The organism is Nonomuraea antri (assembly GCF_013283785.1).
GTDB lineage: Bacteria > Actinomycetota > Actinomycetes > Streptosporangiales > Streptosporangiaceae > Nonomuraea > Nonomuraea antri.
On the sequence record NZ_JABCPZ010000011.1, the window covers coordinates 26120 to 43561 of the forward strand.

General features: G+C 68.7%; 17 protein-coding genes. 8 read left to right on the forward strand and 9 right to left on the reverse strand.

The genetic code is table 11. The features are described from left to right. Position 1: 1 nt before the first annotated feature. Complete coding sequence (locus HII36_RS05910) at positions 2 to 217, reverse strand: hypothetical protein (protein WP_173522027.1); 216 nt, start codon at positions 215 to 217, stop codon at positions 2 to 4. Positions 218 to 890: 673 nt separating this feature from the next. On the opposite strand from HII36_RS05910, the gene HII36_RS05915 reads away from it, so the two are divergent. Together HII36_RS05915 and HII36_RS05920 are read left to right on the forward strand one after the other, a co-directional pair. Then, positions 891 to 1754 (forward strand): helix-turn-helix domain-containing protein, encoded by an 864-nt coding sequence (locus HII36_RS05915; RefSeq protein WP_173522028.1) that lies wholly within the window; start codon positions 891 to 893, stop codon positions 1752 to 1754. Between the two features lie 55 nt (positions 1755 to 1809). Further along, complete coding sequence (locus HII36_RS05920) at positions 1810 to 2034, forward strand: DUF397 domain-containing protein (protein ID WP_173522029.1); 225 nt, start codon at positions 1810 to 1812, stop codon at positions 2032 to 2034. Positions 2035 to 2377: 343 nt separating this feature from the next. On the opposite strand, the gene HII36_RS05925 is transcribed toward HII36_RS05920, so the two are convergent. Beyond that, on the reverse strand, positions 2378 to 3796 hold the full coding sequence (locus tag HII36_RS05925) for an MFS transporter (RefSeq protein WP_173522030.1): 1419 nt from the start codon (positions 3794 to 3796) through the stop codon (positions 2378 to 2380). 103 nt (positions 3797 to 3899) lie between these two features. Here HII36_RS05925 and HII36_RS05930 point away from each other — a divergent pair, with 103 nt between their 5' ends. The 5 genes from HII36_RS05930 (at position 3900) to HII36_RS05950 (ending at position 8751) form a co-directional block, all read left to right on the forward strand. Then, positions 3900 to 4742, forward strand: a complete 843-nt coding sequence (locus HII36_RS05930; protein WP_173522031.1) for a helix-turn-helix transcriptional regulator — start codon at positions 3900 to 3902, stop codon at positions 4740 to 4742. A gap of 60 nt (positions 4743 to 4802) precedes the next feature. Further along, the gene (locus HII36_RS05935; protein ID WP_173522032.1) at positions 4803 to 5885 is read left to right on the forward strand and encodes a CapA family protein; all 1083 of its coding nucleotides are present in this window, start codon (positions 4803 to 4805) and stop codon (positions 5883 to 5885) included. A gap of 69 nt (positions 5886 to 5954) precedes the next feature. After that, the gene (locus HII36_RS05940) at positions 5955 to 7742 is read left to right on the forward strand and encodes an SDR family oxidoreductase (RefSeq protein ID WP_173522033.1); all 1788 of its coding nucleotides are present in this window, start codon (positions 5955 to 5957) and stop codon (positions 7740 to 7742) included. Positions 7743 to 7867: 125 nt separating this feature from the next. Continuing rightward, a complete protein-coding gene (locus HII36_RS05945) occupies positions 7868 to 8434 on the forward strand; it encodes a TetR/AcrR family transcriptional regulator (RefSeq protein WP_173522091.1) in 567 nt (188 codons plus the stop codon). Between the two features lie 116 nt (positions 8435 to 8550). Further along, the gene (locus HII36_RS05950) at positions 8551 to 8751 is read left to right on the forward strand and encodes a DUF5708 family protein (protein ID WP_173522034.1); all 201 of its coding nucleotides are present in this window, start codon (positions 8551 to 8553) and stop codon (positions 8749 to 8751) included. Here HII36_RS05950 and HII36_RS05955 read toward each other — a convergent pair. Continuing rightward, entirely contained in the window at positions 8729 to 9049 is a 321-nt protein-coding gene (locus tag HII36_RS05955; RefSeq protein WP_173522035.1) for a hypothetical protein, read from the reverse strand. The two genes, HII36_RS05950 and HII36_RS05955, sit on opposite strands and share 23 nt — an antisense overlap. A 165-nt stretch (positions 9050 to 9214) precedes the next feature. On the opposite strand from HII36_RS05955, the gene HII36_RS05960 reads away from it, so the two are divergent. Continuing rightward, positions 9215 to 9745: a tetratricopeptide repeat protein gene (locus HII36_RS05960; protein ID WP_328807600.1), complete on the forward strand. Its 531-nt coding sequence runs from the start codon at positions 9215 to 9217 to the stop codon at positions 9743 to 9745. A gap of 134 nt (positions 9746 to 9879) precedes the next feature. Here the strand turns inward: HII36_RS05960 and HII36_RS05965 are convergent, their stop codons facing one another. From HII36_RS05965 to dnaK, 6 genes are all read right to left on the reverse strand, one after another. Then, a complete protein-coding gene (locus HII36_RS05965) occupies positions 9880 to 10560 on the reverse strand; it encodes a hypothetical protein (RefSeq protein WP_173522036.1) in 681 nt (226 codons plus the stop codon). A gap of 184 nt (positions 10561 to 10744) precedes the next feature. Continuing rightward, complete coding sequence (gene clpB, locus HII36_RS05970) at positions 10745 to 13315, reverse strand: ATP-dependent chaperone ClpB (protein WP_173522037.1); 2571 nt, start codon at positions 13313 to 13315, stop codon at positions 10745 to 10747. A gap of 6 nt (positions 13316 to 13321) precedes the next feature. Next, a complete protein-coding gene (locus tag HII36_RS05975; protein WP_173522038.1) occupies positions 13322 to 13672 on the reverse strand; it encodes a heat shock protein transcriptional repressor HspR in 351 nt (116 codons plus the stop codon). Positions 13673 to 13676: 4 nt separating this feature from the next. After that, entirely contained in the window at positions 13677 to 14858 is a 1182-nt protein-coding gene (gene dnaJ, locus HII36_RS05980; RefSeq protein ID WP_173522039.1) for a molecular chaperone DnaJ, read from the reverse strand. Positions 14859 to 14873: 15 nt separating this feature from the next. Beyond that, on the reverse strand, positions 14874 to 15473 hold the full coding sequence (gene grpE, locus HII36_RS05985; RefSeq protein ID WP_173522040.1) for a nucleotide exchange factor GrpE: 600 nt from the start codon (positions 15471 to 15473) through the stop codon (positions 14874 to 14876). Then, the gene (dnaK, locus tag HII36_RS05990) at positions 15473 to 17344 is read right to left on the reverse strand and encodes a molecular chaperone DnaK (protein WP_173522041.1); all 1872 of its coding nucleotides are present in this window, start codon (positions 17342 to 17344) and stop codon (positions 15473 to 15475) included. Before dnaK ends, grpE begins: the two co-directional genes overlap by 1 nt. Between the last annotated feature and the right edge of the window lie 98 nt (positions 17345 to 17442).

The following is a 17442-nucleotide window of genomic DNA, read 5'->3' on the forward strand; positions in this document are numbered from 1 at the left end:
GTCAGGACACCTCCTCTGGTACGCGCGGACCCACCTTGAGCTGGTCGAAGCGTGGGTCGCGGTAGCACCGGGCGCCGAAGCCAGTCCTGGTGACCGTCCAGCCCCTGTGCAGGGCGAACTCGTCGGGTTCCATGCAGATCTCGCGGTCCGCCCAGGCGACCAGTTCCCGGATCCGGGACTTGATTCGGCTGATTCCCTTGGTACCTTGTGAGTACATAGAAGACCCCTTTCGCGGCATTTCTAGAGGTGGCTTCTTGCGCCGGACCGCAGGCTGACGACCGGTTTCATCGCAGGGTGGCAGCCCGTGTGCGATGGACGGGGGGTCGGCCTCGGTTCGGCATTTCTCGTGCTCGAATGAGCGACAGGCGCGCGTTTCTTCAGCTGATTGCGAAGTCCTTCCGGCAAGCGTCCTCCCTGGGGCAGAGATTCATATCCGGGACGGCGACGTTGCCGGTGAGGCGCCCCTGGGCGGGGCGCGCGAGCGTGAGCGAAAGCCCCGACGTGCTCGGCCGTGTAGTCATCTCGGCCTCCCTCGTCCGGCGGGAAACTTCCTGGCTCGATCGTGCGCCTGAGAAGGCGCTGCTGCAATACCTCGCAGAAGAAAGATTGGCATTTCTTCCGTGGCTTGCTAGTTGGCTTGCCGCGCATGAACGTGTGCAACTTGCACGGGGCTGGTGGGAGGTCTGGTGATGTCGATGACCATCGTCCACCTCCCTCGCCTTGCAAGAACTTTCCTTGCTCTTACGCTCCTCCGATGAAAGCCTGCTGGCAAGTCTGTTCGGCAGTGCACATGCAAGTTGCAGTGTAAGATTGGGTGAACGGCTCGAATGGCAGGGCCCCTAAACGACCCCTTCCGGCTACACCTTCATTCCCGACAAGGAGAGTGGACGGTGCCATCGCAGCAGGGCAGCCCGACAGTTCGCAGACTCCGCCTCGGCCAGGAGCTGCGCCTTCTTCGCGAACGGCGAATGCTCACCGGGGCCAAGGCCGCCCACGAGCTCGGGTGGAGCGCCAGCAAGATCAGCCGTATCGAAGCCGCCAAGACCATGCCCAGCACCGACGACATCAAGGCCATGGCCAAGCTGTACCGGGTCGACGGCGGCAAGCTCGACGAACTGTTCGGCCTGTTACGCGACGCCGAGCAGCGCGGCTGGTGGGAAGACTACGAAGACGCGCTCCCGGAGGAATACACCCGCTTCCTCGGCCTCGAGGCGGAGGCCACCTATCAGCGCAACTGGGAGCCTCAGGTGGTGCCCGGCCTGTTACAGACCGAGGACTACGCCAGGGAGGTCATCCTGGCGACCCGGGGCATCGCCCGCATCACGCACAGCGGCGTGCGCAGCCGGGTGGGCGCCCGTCTCGACCGGCAGCGGCGGGTCATGCATCGCAACGACCCCTGCACCCTCGTCATCGTCCTGGACGAGTCGGCGCTGATGCGCAGGTTCGGCGAGCCGTCGGTGATGCGCGAGCAGATGGAGCACTTGCTCGAGGTCTCCATGCTGCCTCATGTCAGCGTGCACGTGCTGCCGCTCGAGTCCCTGCACCCGGTCAACACCGGGGCTTTTATTCATCTCAACTTCACGGCGTTCGATGACGTGGTGTATCTGGAACAGCTATATTCTGCTCACTTCGTCGAAGACCTCGGACGAGTAGCTGGATATGAGACAGCCTTCGACCACATCCGGTCAGAAGCGCTAGATGAGGACGAATCACGCGTACTCATACAACGCAAGGCCATGCTATGGCGTCGTTAAGGGGCGAAAGCCACATCGAGGGGCAATGGCGCCCCTTTGCCCATTTGGGGAGAAAATGTACATCCAACCTACCAAGGCGGCTTGGCGGAAGAGTTCTTTCTGCAACGGCGCGGCCGCCTGCGTCGAAGTCGCACCCTTGCCTGACGGGAGCGTCGCGCTCCGTGACAGCAAGGACCAGGACGGTCCCGTCCTGGTCTTCACTCCGGCCGAGTGGGCGGCTTTCACCGCAGGTGTACGCGATGGCGAGTTCGATGTGACCTCGCTGGCGGCACCGGCATGAGAAACGGCCCTGGCGAGTTGCTGGCACAACCTTTCAGGGCCGTTCGAGTGAGGCGAAGAACGCCTCGGATGTACTCCGGCAACCTTGCGAGCAGCACAGAAGACTTGGATATCTTGTCACATCCCCCTATGTGTTGATCAAGCTCCCACGCGGCCTTTGTGCGCCTGGTCGACCCGGGTGTCCGCCCGGCTGGCACGCACGCCGCCGTGCGAGATTTTCCAGCCGAGGCTTCATCGGCGGGAGATGGTTCGTTCGTCCGGCCGTCTGTCGGGAAAATAGCCTTACCCGATGCGGAATGGCGACGACGAGGGGGCCTTTCGGCCGCGAAAGGCCCCGCGGAGAATTATTGCGGTGTGACCGCCGCCGCGCGCCGGCCGACCAAGAACAGTGAGCACACTCCCGCGAGCACGGCCAGGCCCGCCATGGCGATCGCGGAGATCAGCGACGCCGAGGCCGCGCCCTCGCCCTGGCTCAGCGAGATGAACACCGTGCCCACCGTCGAGATGCCGATGACCTGGCCGAGCTGCATGACCGTGAGGAGCGCGCCGCTGGCGTCGGCGGCGTAGGCGTCGTCCACGCGGGCCGTGGCGAGGTTGGTGACCGCGATCTGCACGCCGAGTCCGGCGCCGATGAGCGCGCTCATGATCGCGTAGGGGATGCCGCCGCCGGAGGCCAGGCCGAGCCCGATGTAGGCGGGCGCGGCCACCACGTAGCCGAAGGGCACCAGCGTGCGTTGCCTGCGGGCGGGCAGGCGCGGCCAGGCGAGGCCGACCACCGCGAAGGCCAGCGCGCACGGGACCATCATCATGCCCGAGGCCAGCGGCGACAGGTGCAGCTCGCCCTGGAGGTGCAGGGCCGAGGTGAACAGGAACGCGCCCCAGGTGGCCGGGCCGAGCAGCAGGATGCCGAGCCCGGGCCGCATGCCCGGCGCGCGCAGGACCCGGGCGTCGATCAGCGGCCGGCCGCCCCGGCCCGTCACCCAGCGCTCCACCCGGACGAACACCACGAACATCACCACGCTGGCCGCCATCGAGATCCAGCCCCACAGCGGCCAGCCCAGCTCGCGGCCGAGCACCAGCGGCACCACGAACAGCAGCACCGCCGCAGACAGCGTCACCAGCCCGAGCGGGTCGAGGCCGGTGCGCCCGCCGCCCTGGTCGGCGGGCAGCACCCGGATCCCGGCGATCAGCAACAGCGCGCCGATGGGCACCAGCACCAGGAACACGATGCGCCAGCCCACGCCCAGCCCCAGCAGGATCCCGCCGAGCGCCTGGCCGACCACGATGCCGCCGCTCACCACCGCCGACCACAGTCCCAGCGCCCGGCCCCGGGCCGGGCCGTGGTAGTTGCGCTGGATCAAGGTGAGCACCTGCGGCATCATCATCGCGGCCCCGGCGCCCTGGGCGAGCCTGGCGGCCACCAGCCAGCCGGTGGACGGCGCGAGCCCGGCCGCGAGCGTGGTCAACGTGAACACCGCCAGCCCCCACAGGAAGGCCCGGCGGTAGCCGAACAGGTCACCCAGACGGGCACCGGTGATCAACAGGACGGCATAGACAATGGTGTAACCGGCGACGATCATCTGCAGCCCGGCCCCGGACGAGCGCAGGTCGGCCTCGACGGTGGGGGTCGCCACGTTGACGATGTTGACGTTCAAGATGGCCAGGAACTGCCCCACGAGGATGACCGTCAGGAGCAGTCCGTTGCCCTTGGCTCGCTCTGGTTTTGTGGGCAGAGCAGCAGAAATGGACACGGATTGGGTCATGTAATCGAGTGTGTACGGTCAGCAGTACCAGTAACGAGAGCCCATTTATACTGGTATTGGCGGCACCTGGATAAGTTCTCGGACATGTCGTCATAGTGGGGGGATGACGGTGGCCGAGGCGAAGCGTACCGATCTGGCGGCGTTCCTCCGTACCCGCCGGGAGCGGATCACGCCCGAGATGGTGGACCTGCCGCCCGGCCCCCGCCGCCGCACGCCGGGGCTGCGCCGCGAGGAGGTCGCTCAGCTCGCCGGGGTGGGCGTGACCTGGTACACGTGGCTGGAGCAGGGCCGGCCGATCAACGTCAGCAGCCAGGTGCTCGACGCCGTCTCGCGCACGCTCATGCTCGACAGTGCCGAGAGGCAGCACCTCTACCGGCTGGCCGGCCAGCCGGAGAGCCCGCCGGCGGTCGACTCCGGCCAGGTCACGCCGGAGATGCAGGACATTCTCGACCAGCTCGGCGAGCTGCCCGCGGTGATCGCGAACAGCCGCTGCGACGCGCTGGCCTGGAACGCGGCCTATGCCCGGCTGTTCCCCGAGATCGTCGACGCGCCGGAGGGCGAGCGCAACTCGCTCTGGCAGAGCTGTGTCAGGCAGTCGGCCGAGACCATGCTGCTCAACCGGGCCCAGGAGCTGCCGCGCGCGGTGGCCATCTTCAGAGGCGCCTACAGCAGGCACGCCGACGACCCGTGCTGGCAGGACTTCGTGCGCAGGCTCTCCGCGGAGAGCGCCGAGTTCGCCCAGCTGTGGGCCAGCCAGGACGTGGCCGACCCCGGCCCCAGGGTGAAGGCGTTCAAGCATCGGACGCTGGGCGAGCTCCACTTCAGCACGACCAGCTTCAACTCCTCCGTCGCCCCGGAGACCCGGCTCATCGTCTACACGTCGATAGATGACTGGACTCGTACGGCTATGACGTGGTTGATGACACATGGAGAGATAGCGTCCTAATTTGCCGTTACATGGGATGCTCGGTCCCTGAAAGTCAGGATCGAGCGGAAGTGGCGGCAGATGAGACTCCCCCATGCCCTCCCCTTGCTGGCCGTTGCCGTCAGCCTGGTCGCGTGCACGGCGGCGGACGCGGAGCCGGAACGCGAACCGCAGTCCAAGAAGGTCGCCACCTCCCCGGCGCCCAAGCCGAAGCCGGAGCGGCGGCCGTACACGATCTCGTTCGGCGGGGACGTGCACTTCGAGGGCATGCTGCGGGGCAGGCTGGCCAACCCGCGCACGGCGCTCGGCCCGATCGCGCAGGTGCTGAAGAAGTCCGACCTGGCCATGGTGAACCTGGAGACGGCGATCACCACCGGGGGCACGCCCGCGCCGGCCAAGCAGTACACCTTCCGCGCCCCGGCCAGCGCGCTGACCGCGCTCAAGGCGGCCGGGGTGGACGTGGCCTCGCTGGCCAACAACCACGGCATGGACTACATGGAGACCGGCCTGGCCGACTCCCTGACGACGATCAAGAAGAGCAAGTTCCCGGTGGTCGGGGTGGGGAAGAACGCGGCGGAGGCGTACCGGCCTTACCGCACGACCGTGAACGGGAACCGGGTGGCGATCATCGGGGCCACGCAGGTGCTCGACGACCACCTCATCCAGGCGTGGACGGCCACGGCGGACAAGGGCGGGCTCGCCTCGGCCAAGGAGGAGGCCGCCCTGCTGCGGGCCGTGCGGCAGGCGCGTAAGAACTCCGACACGGTGATCGTCCACCTGCACTGGGGCACGGAGATGCAGGCCTGCCCGAACCCGGCGCAGCGCTCGCTGGCGCCCAAGCTGGTGCAGGCCGGGGCCGACGTGGTGGTCGGCGGGCACGCGCACATCCTGCTCGGCTCCGGATACCTGGACAACGCCTACGTCAACTACGGGATGGGCAACTTCGTCTTCTACAGCTTCCGGCCGGGCAGCACCGGGCGTACCGGGGTGCTCACGCTGACCATCAACGGGCGGAAGGTGCTCAAGGACAGCTGGACGCCGGCCGAGATCCAGGGCGGCATCCCGATCCCGCTGACCGGGACGGCCAAGACGCAGGCGGTCAAGAGCTGGCAGGCGCTGCGCGGCTGCACCGGGCTGACGGCGCGGCCCTCCGGGGGCGAGTAGCGAGACGGGTCTGGCCCGGCGGGCCGGGGCGAACTATATTCTGGACAGTTCGTCCAATAGGAGGTCGCCATGCGGTGGGTCGAGTCCGGTGACGTGCGGCTGGCGGTCTTCGCTGAAGGCGATCCGGCTCACCCGACGGTCCTGCTGCTGCACGGCTATCCGGACACGCATCGCGTCTGGGACGAGCTGGCCGCGCTGTTACGCGACCGCTTCCACGTGGTGCGCTACGACGTACGCGGGGCCGGGCGTTCCAGCGCGCCGCGCGACCGGCGCGACTACGGCTTCGACCACCTGGTGTCCGACCTCGTCGCGGTGCTCGACGCGGTGCGCGGCACGGCGGGTGAGCGGCGGGTGCACCTCGTCGGGCACGACTGGGGGTCGCTGCAGGGGTGGGAGGCGCTGGCGCGGCCCGAGGTCGCCGCGCGGGTGGCGTCGTTCACGAGCTTCGGCGGGCCCGGACTGCGGCAGGCGGCGCGGTTCGTCCGCGACGGGCGGCGCGCTGACGTGCTCAAACAGTTGATCAGATCCTGGTACATCGCGGCGTTCCAGGCGCCGGTGTTACCCGAGCTGGCCTGGCGCACGGTGCTGCCGACGGCCGTCGAGCGCACCTTGCGGGTGGGGGAGGGCGTGGCCCCGCGTCCCGGGCATCCGGCCGAGACTCTGGTGCGTGACGGGCGCAACGGCCTGTGGCTCTACCGCGTGAACATGCTCGGCACGCTGCGCCGATCCGGCGGCGATCCGTACGTGCGGGTGCCGGTGCAGCTCATCGAGACCACCGGGGACGTGTTCGTGGCCCCCGGACTCCTCGCCTCGCTCGCCCGGTGGGCGCCCGGCTTCTGGCATCGCCGGATCACCGCCGGGCACTGGGTGCAGCGCAGCCACCCCGAGGTGGTCGCGCGGATGGTCGGCGAGTTCGTCACACACGTGGAAGGCGCACCGCCGGCGAGGACGTTGCGCCGATCCCGGGTATCTCCCGGTCGGGAATCAGATGATCGAGAAGGGAGTGGGATGAACGGTCAGCAGGGCACCGGCCGGGCCTTCGGCGATCGGCTCGTGGTGATCACCGGCGCGGGCAGCGGCATCGGGCGGGCGACGGCGCGGGCGTTCGCGGCGCACGGGGCCGAGGTGGTCTGCGCGGACCTCGATCTCGACGCGGCCACCCGGGTCGCGGACGACATCGCCAAGGACCTCGGCGGCACGGCGCACGCCGTCCAGGTCGATGTCGCCGACGCCACACAAATGGAAGATTTTTCGCGAAATATCAAGGCTCAATATGGCGTGCCGGACATTGTGGTGAACAATGCCGGGATCGCGGTCGCCGGTCCTTTCCTCGATCACACACCGGACGACTGGCGCAGAACCATTGATGTCAACCTGTGGGGCGTGATCCACGGTTGCCGCCTGTTCGCCGCGCAGATGGTCGAACGCGGTGAAGGCGGCCATATCGTGAACATCGCCTCGCTGGCCGCTTTCGCGCCGTCCACGGTGCTGCCCGCGTACTCGGTCTCGAAGGCAGCGGTCAAGTCGCTCAGCGACTGTCTCAGGGCCGAACTGGCTGGTCACGGCATCGGGGTCAGCGTGATCTGCCCGGGATTCGTGTCCACGTCCATCGCGAGCAACGCCACGTACGTGGGGCGGGACCTGCGCCAGGACGCCGAGCGCGGGCTCGCCCGGAGGGGTTATCCGCCCGAGCGCGTGGCCGCCCATATTCTCCGCGCCGTGCACAGAAATCAGGCCGTGGTGCCGGTCAACGCCGAAGCGAGAATCGGGTACGCGCTGCCCAGAATTTCCCCCGCCGCGATGCGCGGACTGGCCAGGCTCAGCGGTGTCACGAGAAATCGCCGAATCGGCAGGTAATGATCGAGCAGTCGGGAGAAGATGATGGCGTGTCTTCGCCCCAGATAGAAGATGACGACTGCAGCCGGCCCCAAGCCCTCAGGCGCCGTCCCGCCCAGCGCCGCAGCGCCCGCCGCGTCGAACGCATGCTCGACGCGTGCGCGGAACTGCTCGACGAGACCGGCTACGAAGCCCTGTCGACCACTCGGATCGCCGAGCGCGCCGACGTCGCGATCGGCTCGGTCTACCAGTTCTTCCCCGACAAGCGCGCCATCACCCAGGAGCTCACCAGGCGCAACGTGGAGCAGTTCGTCTCGCGCGTCGGGCGCAGATTCCTGGAGGAGGACTACCGCGGCTGGTGGGAGGCGGTCGACGCGATCATCGACGAGTACGTCGACATGCACAGGACGGTCCCGGGATTCCGCAGCCTGCACTTCGGCGACGTCGTCGACCTCAACCTGCTCGACTCCGACTCCGACAACAACACGGTCATCGCCGGCCGCCTGCGCGGGCTGCTCCTGGCGGAGTTCGGCCTCGCCGACAGCCACGAGCTCGACGTGGCGGTGCTGGTCGCGGTGGAGGCCGGCGACGCGGTGCTGAAACTGGCCTTCAGACGCGACCAGAACGGCTCGCAGGAGATCATCGAGGCGGCCAAGCACCTGGTCAGGGGTTTCCTGTCCCGCCAGTTGAAATCCTGGTCGCCGCGCGACTGACGGCGCGGGTCCGCCGAAAGATGTAGCCGATCTCGTCAGCGCGCAGGAAGCCCGTTCGTCCTGCTTTCACTAGCGTTGTTCCAGGTAAACGACCCTTCGCGAGTGAAAGAGATCCGATGGCCTCTGCCAGAAAGACGCTGCTGACCGGGCTGGTGACGTTCGTGGCCGGGCTGTTGTTGTGGCGGTACGGACTCGACGAGGAGATCGTCGTGTTCGTGCCGTCGAAGATCGGCCTGATCATGATGGTCGTCGGCGGGCTGGAAACGCTCTACGGCGTGTACAAGGTCGTCCGGGCTAACGGGGAAGACCCTGTTTGATCAGGTCGGGCAGCCAGGCCGGCAGGTGGCGGTGCCAGTGTTTCCGGTGTTGCGCCGTCGCCGGGAAGCGGTTGAACCGGGGGGTGGCGGGAATGCGCGTGCACGGCGCGGGGAACGACACCGGGCGCGCGTCTCTCGCCTCCCTGGCGTGCAGTCTCAGTTCGAGCGCGCGCAGGTTGCGTTCGGCCGATTCGATGGCTTCCATCCGGGCCGAAAGGTAGCCGGCCACCCCAGGCACGAGCGCCGACAGTACGACGGCACAGGCTAGCGTGAAGGTCATCTGCTTGGACCTGCCCATCACAGCCCCCTTGCTCGCGGGATGCAAAGCACCTGCTATATGCCCCATGAGCTGCGAAGACACGCCGAGAGTAATCAGGCTTGGACGGGAAGTTGCCGAATTTGTGCCAGTACCGCCATGTGGATTGACCAGGCAAAGGCGGGGGTGGCTCGGTAGTCTCGCGGTGTGGCGCATGTGACCCGTGAGCACCTTGATCGTCTGCTTGAGCAGGCCCTTCTGGCCGACGACCACAGTTCCTTGGCCAGTCGGCTTTACGATGTCGCGCTCAACTACTCCTCCGGCGATGTTTCCAGGGCATCGATCCTGGTCCTCGCGGCGGAGGAGTGGCGGGCGGCGGGCCAGCCCGCGCGTGCGATGGAGTGTTTCCAGCGCGCGGTCGAGGACGGTGGCGAATCGCTCATCGATCCCCGTGCCGGCATCGCCGACACGCTGTTCGAGCTCGACCGGCCCGACGAGGCCAGGGAGGTCATCGAGACCATACGCGCGGAAGGCGAGGTGACGACCGCGACCGCGCACACGATCGCCGAGACGCTGGTCGCCTATGGCGACCTGCGTGCCGGGCTCGAGTGGGCGACCCAGGCCGTGCTCGCCTGCGACGAGGACGACCCCGAGCACGTGGCGCTGCTGCGTACCCGCTACCGCATCAGGGTGGACCTGGGGCTGCCGGAAGACGACCTGGACGCCCTCGTCTCCTGAGCCGTCCTCCGAGGGCGGTCCCCGGCCCCCCGCTGATGCGGCGGGGGGCGAAGGGGCCGCGGCCGGTGGCGCGGCCCCTTCGCCATGGGAAGCCGGGCGCGGGAGGCACGGACCCGCGTCCGGCACGGGGGTGGCTACCGCGGGTTCAGGCCCTGCAGGAGGCCGGTGACGCCGTCCAGCGCGGGCTGTCCCACGGGCAGCCTGGTGGCCTCGCCGAGGCCGCGGAGGGTCTTCGGCACGTCGGACAGCGTCCTGCCGAAGACCTGGTCGCCGATCTCGGCGAGCGGCTCACGCAGGTTCATCGGCGCGCGCAGCGAGTCGTCCGCGACGCGGCCGGCGTCGGCGGCGTCGCCGAACGACACCCCGACGGGCAGGCTCCCGGTTCCTGGGAACTGCGGCAGCGCGGGCAGGGTGGGCACCCTGGCCATGGTGGTCAGGTCCCGCATGAGCGGCAGGCCGGCCAGCGCGGCCGGGCTGGAGCCGGACAGCGAGGGCATGCCCCAGGTCGCGGTCACGCCGCCGAGGTCGGCCATGCCGGTCCCGGGCATCGCGAGCCCGCTCAGCCCGATGCGCCTGGCCATCTCGCCGGCCGCCATCGCCAGCGCGTTGCCGCCCTCGGCCAGCCGACCGGCGCTGCCGGTGTAGTCGATCACTCCGACGTTGGTGGTCTCGCCGCACTCGCCGGTCAGCGGCGCGGCCGGCAGCAACCCGGGATCCGCGCAGGAATCGGCTGCCGCGGGGCTCGCGGTCGCCGTGCACAGGCCCGTGGTCAGAGCGGCCAGCGCGACGATGCCGCGGATGTTCCGAGATGACACTGCACGTCCCCCTGATCGGTTTCGGTGATCCGACGAACGCTGAAACTAGCCGGGCACGTGCCCGCCGACGGGCGGCTTGCCCCAAGGATGGGCCAGCCCTTACCCAACGCAAAATGCGATGATCTTGCCATGACATGGTGGAGCCCGAAGACCGACCGGTCTTCGGGCTCCACGAAAGGGCAGGTCAGCCGCGTTTGACGGCCAGCTCGTCGTCGCCCAGGTCCACCAGGACCCGGTCGCCGTCGACGACCTCGCCGGACAGCACGGCCTTGGCCAGCTTGTCACCGATGGCCGACTGAACCAGGCGGCGCAGCGGCCGGGCGCCGTACATCGGGTCGTAGCCGGTCAGCGCCAGCCACTCGCGGGCGGCGGGCGTGACCTCCAGCGTGAGCCTGCGGTCGGCCAGCCGCCTGGCCAGGCGGTCGACCTGCAGATCGACGATCTGGGCCAGCTCCTCCGAGCCCAGCGCGTCGAACAGGATCACGTCGTCGAGCCGGTTCAGGAACTCCGGCTTGAACGCGTTGCGCACCGCGCCCATCACCGCTTCGCGTCTGGCCCCGTTCTCCAGCTTCGGGTCGACCAGGAACTGCGAGCCGATGTTGGAGGTGAGGATCAGGATCGTGTTGCGGAAGTCGACGGTGCGGCCCTGGCCGTCGGTCAGCCGGCCGTCGTCGAGCACCTGCAGCAGGACGTCGAAGACCTCCGGATGGGCCTTCTCCACCTCGTCCAGCAGCACCACCGTGTACGGGCGCCGCCGGACGGCCTCGGTGAGCTGGCCGCCCTCCTCGTAGCCGACGTAGCCGGGCGGCGCGCCGACGAGCCTGGCCACGCTGTGCTTCTCGGCGTATTCGCTCATGTCGATGCGGGTCATCGCCCGCTCGTCGTCGAACAGGAACTCCGCCAGCGCCTTGGCCAGCTCGGTCTTGCCGACACCGGTGGGGCCGAGGAACAGGAACGAGCCCGTCGGCCGGTCGGGGTCGGCGATGCCGGCCCGGCTGCGGCGCACCGCGTCGGAGACCGCCTGGACGGCCTTGCGCTGCCCGATGAGGCGCCTGCCCAGCTCCTCCTCCATGCGCAGCAGCTTGGTCGTCTCCGCCTCCAGCAGCCGCCCGGCCGGGATGCCCGTCCAGGACGAGATGACCTCGGCGATGTCGTCGGGGCCGACCTCCTCCTTGACCATGGCGTGGTCGGGCGGCGCGGCCTCGGAGGCGGCCTTGAGCGCCTGCTCCAGGCGCGGCACCTCGGCGTACATGAGCCGGGACGCGGCCTCGAAGTCGCCGTCGCGCTGGGCCCGCTCGGCCGCGCTCCTGGCCTCGTCGAGCTGCTTCTTCAGCTCACCGACCTTGTTCAGGCCCGCCTTCTCGTGCTCCCAGCGGCCGACCAGGGCGTTCAGCTCCTCCTGGCGGTCGGCCAGCTCCTTGCGCAGGCGTTCGAGCCGCTGGACGGAGGCCTCGTCGGTCTCCTTGGACAGCGCCAGCTCCTCCATCTTCATCCGGTCGACGTTGCGCTGGAGCTGGTCGATCTCCACCGGACGGGAGTCGATCTCCATGCGCAGCCGCGACGCGGACTCGTCGACCAGGTCGATGGCCTTGTCGGGGAGGAACCTGTTCGTGATGTAGCGGTCGGACAGCGCGGCGGCGGCCACCAGCGCGCTGTCGGCGATCTGCACCTGGTGGTGCGCCTCGTAGCGGCCCTTGAGCCCGCGCAGGATCGCGATCGTGTCCTCGACGGTCGGCTCGCCCACGTAGACCTGCTGGAAGCGGCGCTCCAGCGCGGGGTCCTTCTCGATGCGCTCGCGGTACTCGTCGAGGGTGGTCGCGCCGATCATGCGCAGCTCGCCGCGGGCCAGCATGGGCTTGAGCATGTTGCCCGCGTCCATGGCCCCCTCGGCGGCCCCGGCGCCCACGACCGTGTGCAGCTCGTCGATGAACGTGACGATCTGCCCGTTGCTCTCCTTGATCTCGGAGAGCACGGCCTTGAGCCGCTCTTCGAACTCGCCGCGGTACTTCGCGCCGGCCACCATCGCGCCCAGGTCGAGCGAGATCAGCCGCTTGTTGCGCAGCGACTCGGGCACGTCGCCGGCCACGATGCGCTGCGCCAGGCCCTCGACCACGGCGGTCTTGCCGACGCCTGGCTCGCCGATCAGCACCGGGTTGTTCTTGGTGCGGCGGCTGAGCACCTGCACCACCCGGCGGATCTCGGAGTCGCGGCCGATGACCGGGTCGAGCCGGCCGCCGCGGGCCCGCTCGGTCAGGTCGACGCCGTACTTCTCCAGCGCCTGGTAGGTGTCTTCAGGGGTCTCGCTGGTGACGCGGGCGTGGCCGCGCACCTTCTCGAAGGCGTCGAGCAGCGCCTGCGGGGTCGCGCCCTGCGCGCGCAGCAGCTCGGCCGCCTGCCCGCCGTCGGCGGCCAGGCCGACCAGCAGGTGCTCGGTGGAGACGTACTGGTCTTCAAGGCGGTTGGCGTGCTGGGCCGCGGTGTTCATCACGGTCAGCAGCTGCCGCGAGCTCGACGGCGCGCCCACCGTGGCGCCCTGCGCCCTGGGCAGCGCCGCCAGCGCCTCCTCCGCCCTGGCCCGCAGCGTGCGCCAGTCGGCGCCGACGGCCTCCAGCAGGGGTACGGCCGTGCCGCCCGTCTGCGACAGCAGCGTGGTGAGCAGATGAACCGGCGCGATCTCCGGGTTGCCCTCCGCGGCGGCCCGCCGCATGGCGCCCGACAGCGCTTCCTGGCTCTTCTGCGTGAGTTTGTAGTCCATGTTCGGTCAGGCCCCCGGTGGCAGTTCGTAGCGGATCAGCGCCTTGACCATCTGCATCTCGGCGCGCAGCCGGTGAACCTCTTCACGCAGCCGCAGAGCCTCGTTCTCCAGTTCGAGTATCCGCTTGATGCCCGCGAGGTTGATGCCCTCCTCCTGGGAGAGGCGCTGAACCTCGCGGAGCATGACGATGTCACGAGTTGAGTAGAGGCGGCCACGTCCCGCCGTACGACCAGGACAGACCAGCCCGAGCCGGTCGTACTGCCGCAGCGTCTGCGGGTGGAGCCCCGACAGTTGCGCGGCCACCGAGATCACATAGACCGGCGTGTCGTCGGACAGGTCGAAATAGTTGGCGTCCATCGGCTTACTCGCTTCTGGCTCGCTGAATCAGCTCAGCCCGCGGGTCTTCACCCGCGATCGCGGTGTTGAACTCGGTGAGAAGCTCACGAGACTTGTCATCGAGTGTCTTGGGGACGACCACCTCGACAGTGGCGAGCAGGTCGCCCTTGGTGCCGTCCTTGCGCGCCACGCCGCGGCCGCGCACGCGGAACGTGCGGCCGTTGGGCGTGCCCGCCGGGATGCGCAGCGTGACCGGCATGCCCTTGAGGATCGGCACCTTGATCTCCGCGCCCAGCGCGGCCTCGGTGAACGTCACCGGCACCGTGATCGTCAGGTTCTCCCCCTGCCGGCCGAACACGACGTGCGGCTTGACGTTCGTCTGGATGTACAGGTCGCCCGCCGGGCCGCCGTTCTCGCCCGGGGCGCCCTTGCCCTTGAGCTTGACCCGCTGGCCGTCGGCCACCCCGGCCGGGATGCGCGCCTGGATGGTGCGGGTGCTCTTGGCCCGGCCGCTGCCCTCGCACACGGGGCAGGGGTCGTCCACGATCAGCCCGCGGCCCTTGCAGTCGCGGCAGGGCTCGGAGAAGGCGAAGTTGCCCAGGTTGCGGCTGGCCGCGCCGGTGCCTTCGCAGGTCGGGCAGACCCTGGGGGTCGTGCCCGCCTTGGCGCCGGTGCCGGTGCAGGCCGTGCACGCGGCCGAACTGGTCAGCCGCAGCGAGACCGTGGTGCCCTCGACCGCCTCGGTGAAGGTGAGCGAGACCTCCGACTCGACGTCCTGGCCCCGTCGTGGCCTGGTCGTCCGGGTGGTGCGGGTGGACGCGCCACCGGCACCGCCCCGGTTGAACAGGCCGCCGAACAGGTCGCCGAGCCGTTCGCCCGCGCCGCCCTGACCCTGCTGCGTGCCGCCGAACAGATCACCGAAGTCGAACGGGAAGCCGCCGCCCCCCGGACGGCCGGCGCCCACCCCGGACCCGAACAGCGCGCGCGCCTCGTCGTACTCCTTGCGGCGCTTGCTGTCGGACAGGACGTCGTAGGCCTCGGAGACCTCCTTGAACTTGGTCTCCTTGGTGGCGTCGCCCTGGTTGGTGTCGGGGTGGTACTGCCTGGCCAGCTTCCGATACGCCTTCTTGATCTCTTCGGCTGTGGCGGTCTTGGGCACACCAAGGACGGCGTAGTAATCCTTCTCCAGGTAGTCCTTGGTGCTCATCTACGGCCCTTCGTCTCAGTCTTCTTCGTCGATGGCGGACGCGGGAGGGGCGTCCTCTGGCTCGGCGACGGCCACCCGCGCCGGGCGCAGCACCCTGTCACCCATCCGGTATCCAGGCTGCAACACTTCGACCGCGGTCGGCTCGGTAACGTCCGGCGAATAGCTGTGCATCAGCGCCTCGTGGACGGTCGGGTCGAACGGGTCGCCCTTCTGCCCGTAGGCGGTGAGGCCGAGCTTGGTGAGCGCCGCTTCCAGTGACTCTGCCACCTTCGCGAAGCCCCCGGTCAGCTCGCCGTGATCGCGGGCCCGGCCGATGTCGTCGAGCACGGGGAGCAGTTCGGTCAGCGCGCCGGCCACGGCCTGCTCGCGGACCGCGACCCGGTCACGCTCGACCCGCCTGCGGTAGTTCGTGTACTCCGCCTGGAGCCGCTGCAGGTCCGAGGTGCGCTCGGCGAGCTGGGCGGCGAGTTCGCCGTCGTGCGCGGCGACCGGCGCCTCGGCGGCGGCCGCCTCCTGCTCGCTGAGCTTGGCCTCGCGGGCCTGCCCCGTCTCCGGGTCGATCTTGCGGTTGTCGCGGATCACCGGCTCCTCATGCCCGTTGTCACGCGCCGGCATCACTGGTCCTTCTTCGGCTGGTCTTCGTCGACGATCTCGGCTTCGACCACGTCATCGTCGGCCTTGTCCTGCTGGCCGGCGTCGGCGTCCTGCGGGGCGCCCTCGCCACCGGCCTGCTGACCCTGGCTCTGGGCGTAGATCGCCGAGCCCATCTTCTGGCTGACCGTGGCGAGCTTCTCCGCCGAGTTGCGGATGACGTCGGTGTCGGTGCCTTCGAGGGCCTTCTTCAGCTCCGACAGGGCGTCGTTGACCTCGGTCTTGATGTCGCCGGGGACCTTGTCGTCGTTCTCGCGGAGGAACTTCTCCGTCTGGTAGGCCAGGCCGTCGGCGTTGTTGCGGACCTCGGCTTCCTCGCGGCGCTTCTTGTCCTCCTCGGCGTACGACTCGGCCTCGCGCATCATGCGCTCGATGTCGTCCTTCGGCAGCGCGGAGCCGCCGGTGATCGTCATCGTCTGCTCCTTGCCCGTGCCCAGGTCCTTGGCGGAGACGTTGACGATGCCGTTGGCGTCGATGTCGAAGGTGACCTCGATCTGCGGGATGCCGCGCGGCGCCGGGGCGATGCCGGTCAGCTCGAAGGTGGCCAGCTTCTTGTTGTACGAGGCGATCTCGCGCTCGCCCTGGTAGACCTGGATCTGCACCGACGGCTGGTTGTCCTCGGCCGTGGTGAAGACCTCCGAGCGCTTGGTCGGGATCGTGGTATTGCGCTCGATGATCTTGGTGAAGATGCCGCCCTTGGTCTCGATGCCCAGCGACAGCGGGGTCACGTCGAGCAGCAGGACGTCCTTGACCTCGCCCTTGAGCACACCGGCCTGCAGCGCGGCGCCGATGGCGACGACCTCGTCGGGGTTGACGCCCTTGTTGGGCTCCTTGCCGCCGGTCAGCTCGCGGACGAGCTCGGTGACGGCGGGCATCCGGGTCGAGCCGCCGACCAGCACCACGTGCGCGATGTCGGAGACCTTGATGCCGGCGTCCTTGATGACCTGGTGGAACGGGCCCTTGGTCCGCTCGAGCAGGTCGGCCGTCAGCCGCTGGAACTCACTGCGGGTGAGCTTCTCGTCGAGGTGCAGCGGGCCCTCGGAGGAGGCGGTGATGTAGGGCAGGTTGATGTTTGTCTCGGACTGGCTGGACAGCTCGATCTTGGCCTTCTCGGCGGCCTCACGCAGACGCTGAAGCGCCATCTTGTCCTTGGCCAGGTCGACGCCGTGGGCGTTCTGGAAGCGCTTGACGAGCTCGTCGACGACGCGCTGGTCCCAGTCGTCGCCACCGAGGTGGTTGTCACCGGAGGTGGCCTTGACCTCGACGAAGCCGTGACCGTCTTCCTGGCCGACGTCGAGCAGGGACACGTCGAAGGTGCCGCCGCCGAGGTCGAAGACCAGGATCGTCTGGTCCTGGTCTTTGTCGAGCCCGTAGGCGAGGGCCGCCGCGGTGGGCTCGTTGATGATGCGCAGCACGTTGAGGCCCGCGATCGTGCCGGCCTCCTTGGTGGCCTGGCGCTGGGCGTCGTTGAAGTAGGCGGGGACCGTGATGACCGCGTCGGTGATCTTCTCGCCCAGGTACGCCTCGGCGTCCTGCTTCAGCTTCTGCAGCACGAAGGCGCTGATCTGCTGCGGGGAGAACTTCTTGCCGTCGATCTCCTGGGACCAGTTGGTGCCCATCTCTCGCTTGACCGAGCGGATCGTCCGGTCCACATTGGTGACGGCCTGCCGCTTGGCGACCTCGCCGACCAGGACTTCGCCGTTCTTCGCGAAGGCGACCACGGACGGCGTGGTCCGCGAGCCCTGAGCGTTGGCGATGACGGTGGGCTCACCGCCCTCGAGGATCGAGACGACGGAGTTGGTCGTCCCAAGGTCGATACCTACCGCACGTGCCATGAGTACGTCCTTGTAGTCAAAGTTGAGTCGGTCAGACTCAACCTACGAATGCTGGTCGTCTTTGTCAAACGAGTTGAGCCTACCCGACTCAACCCTCG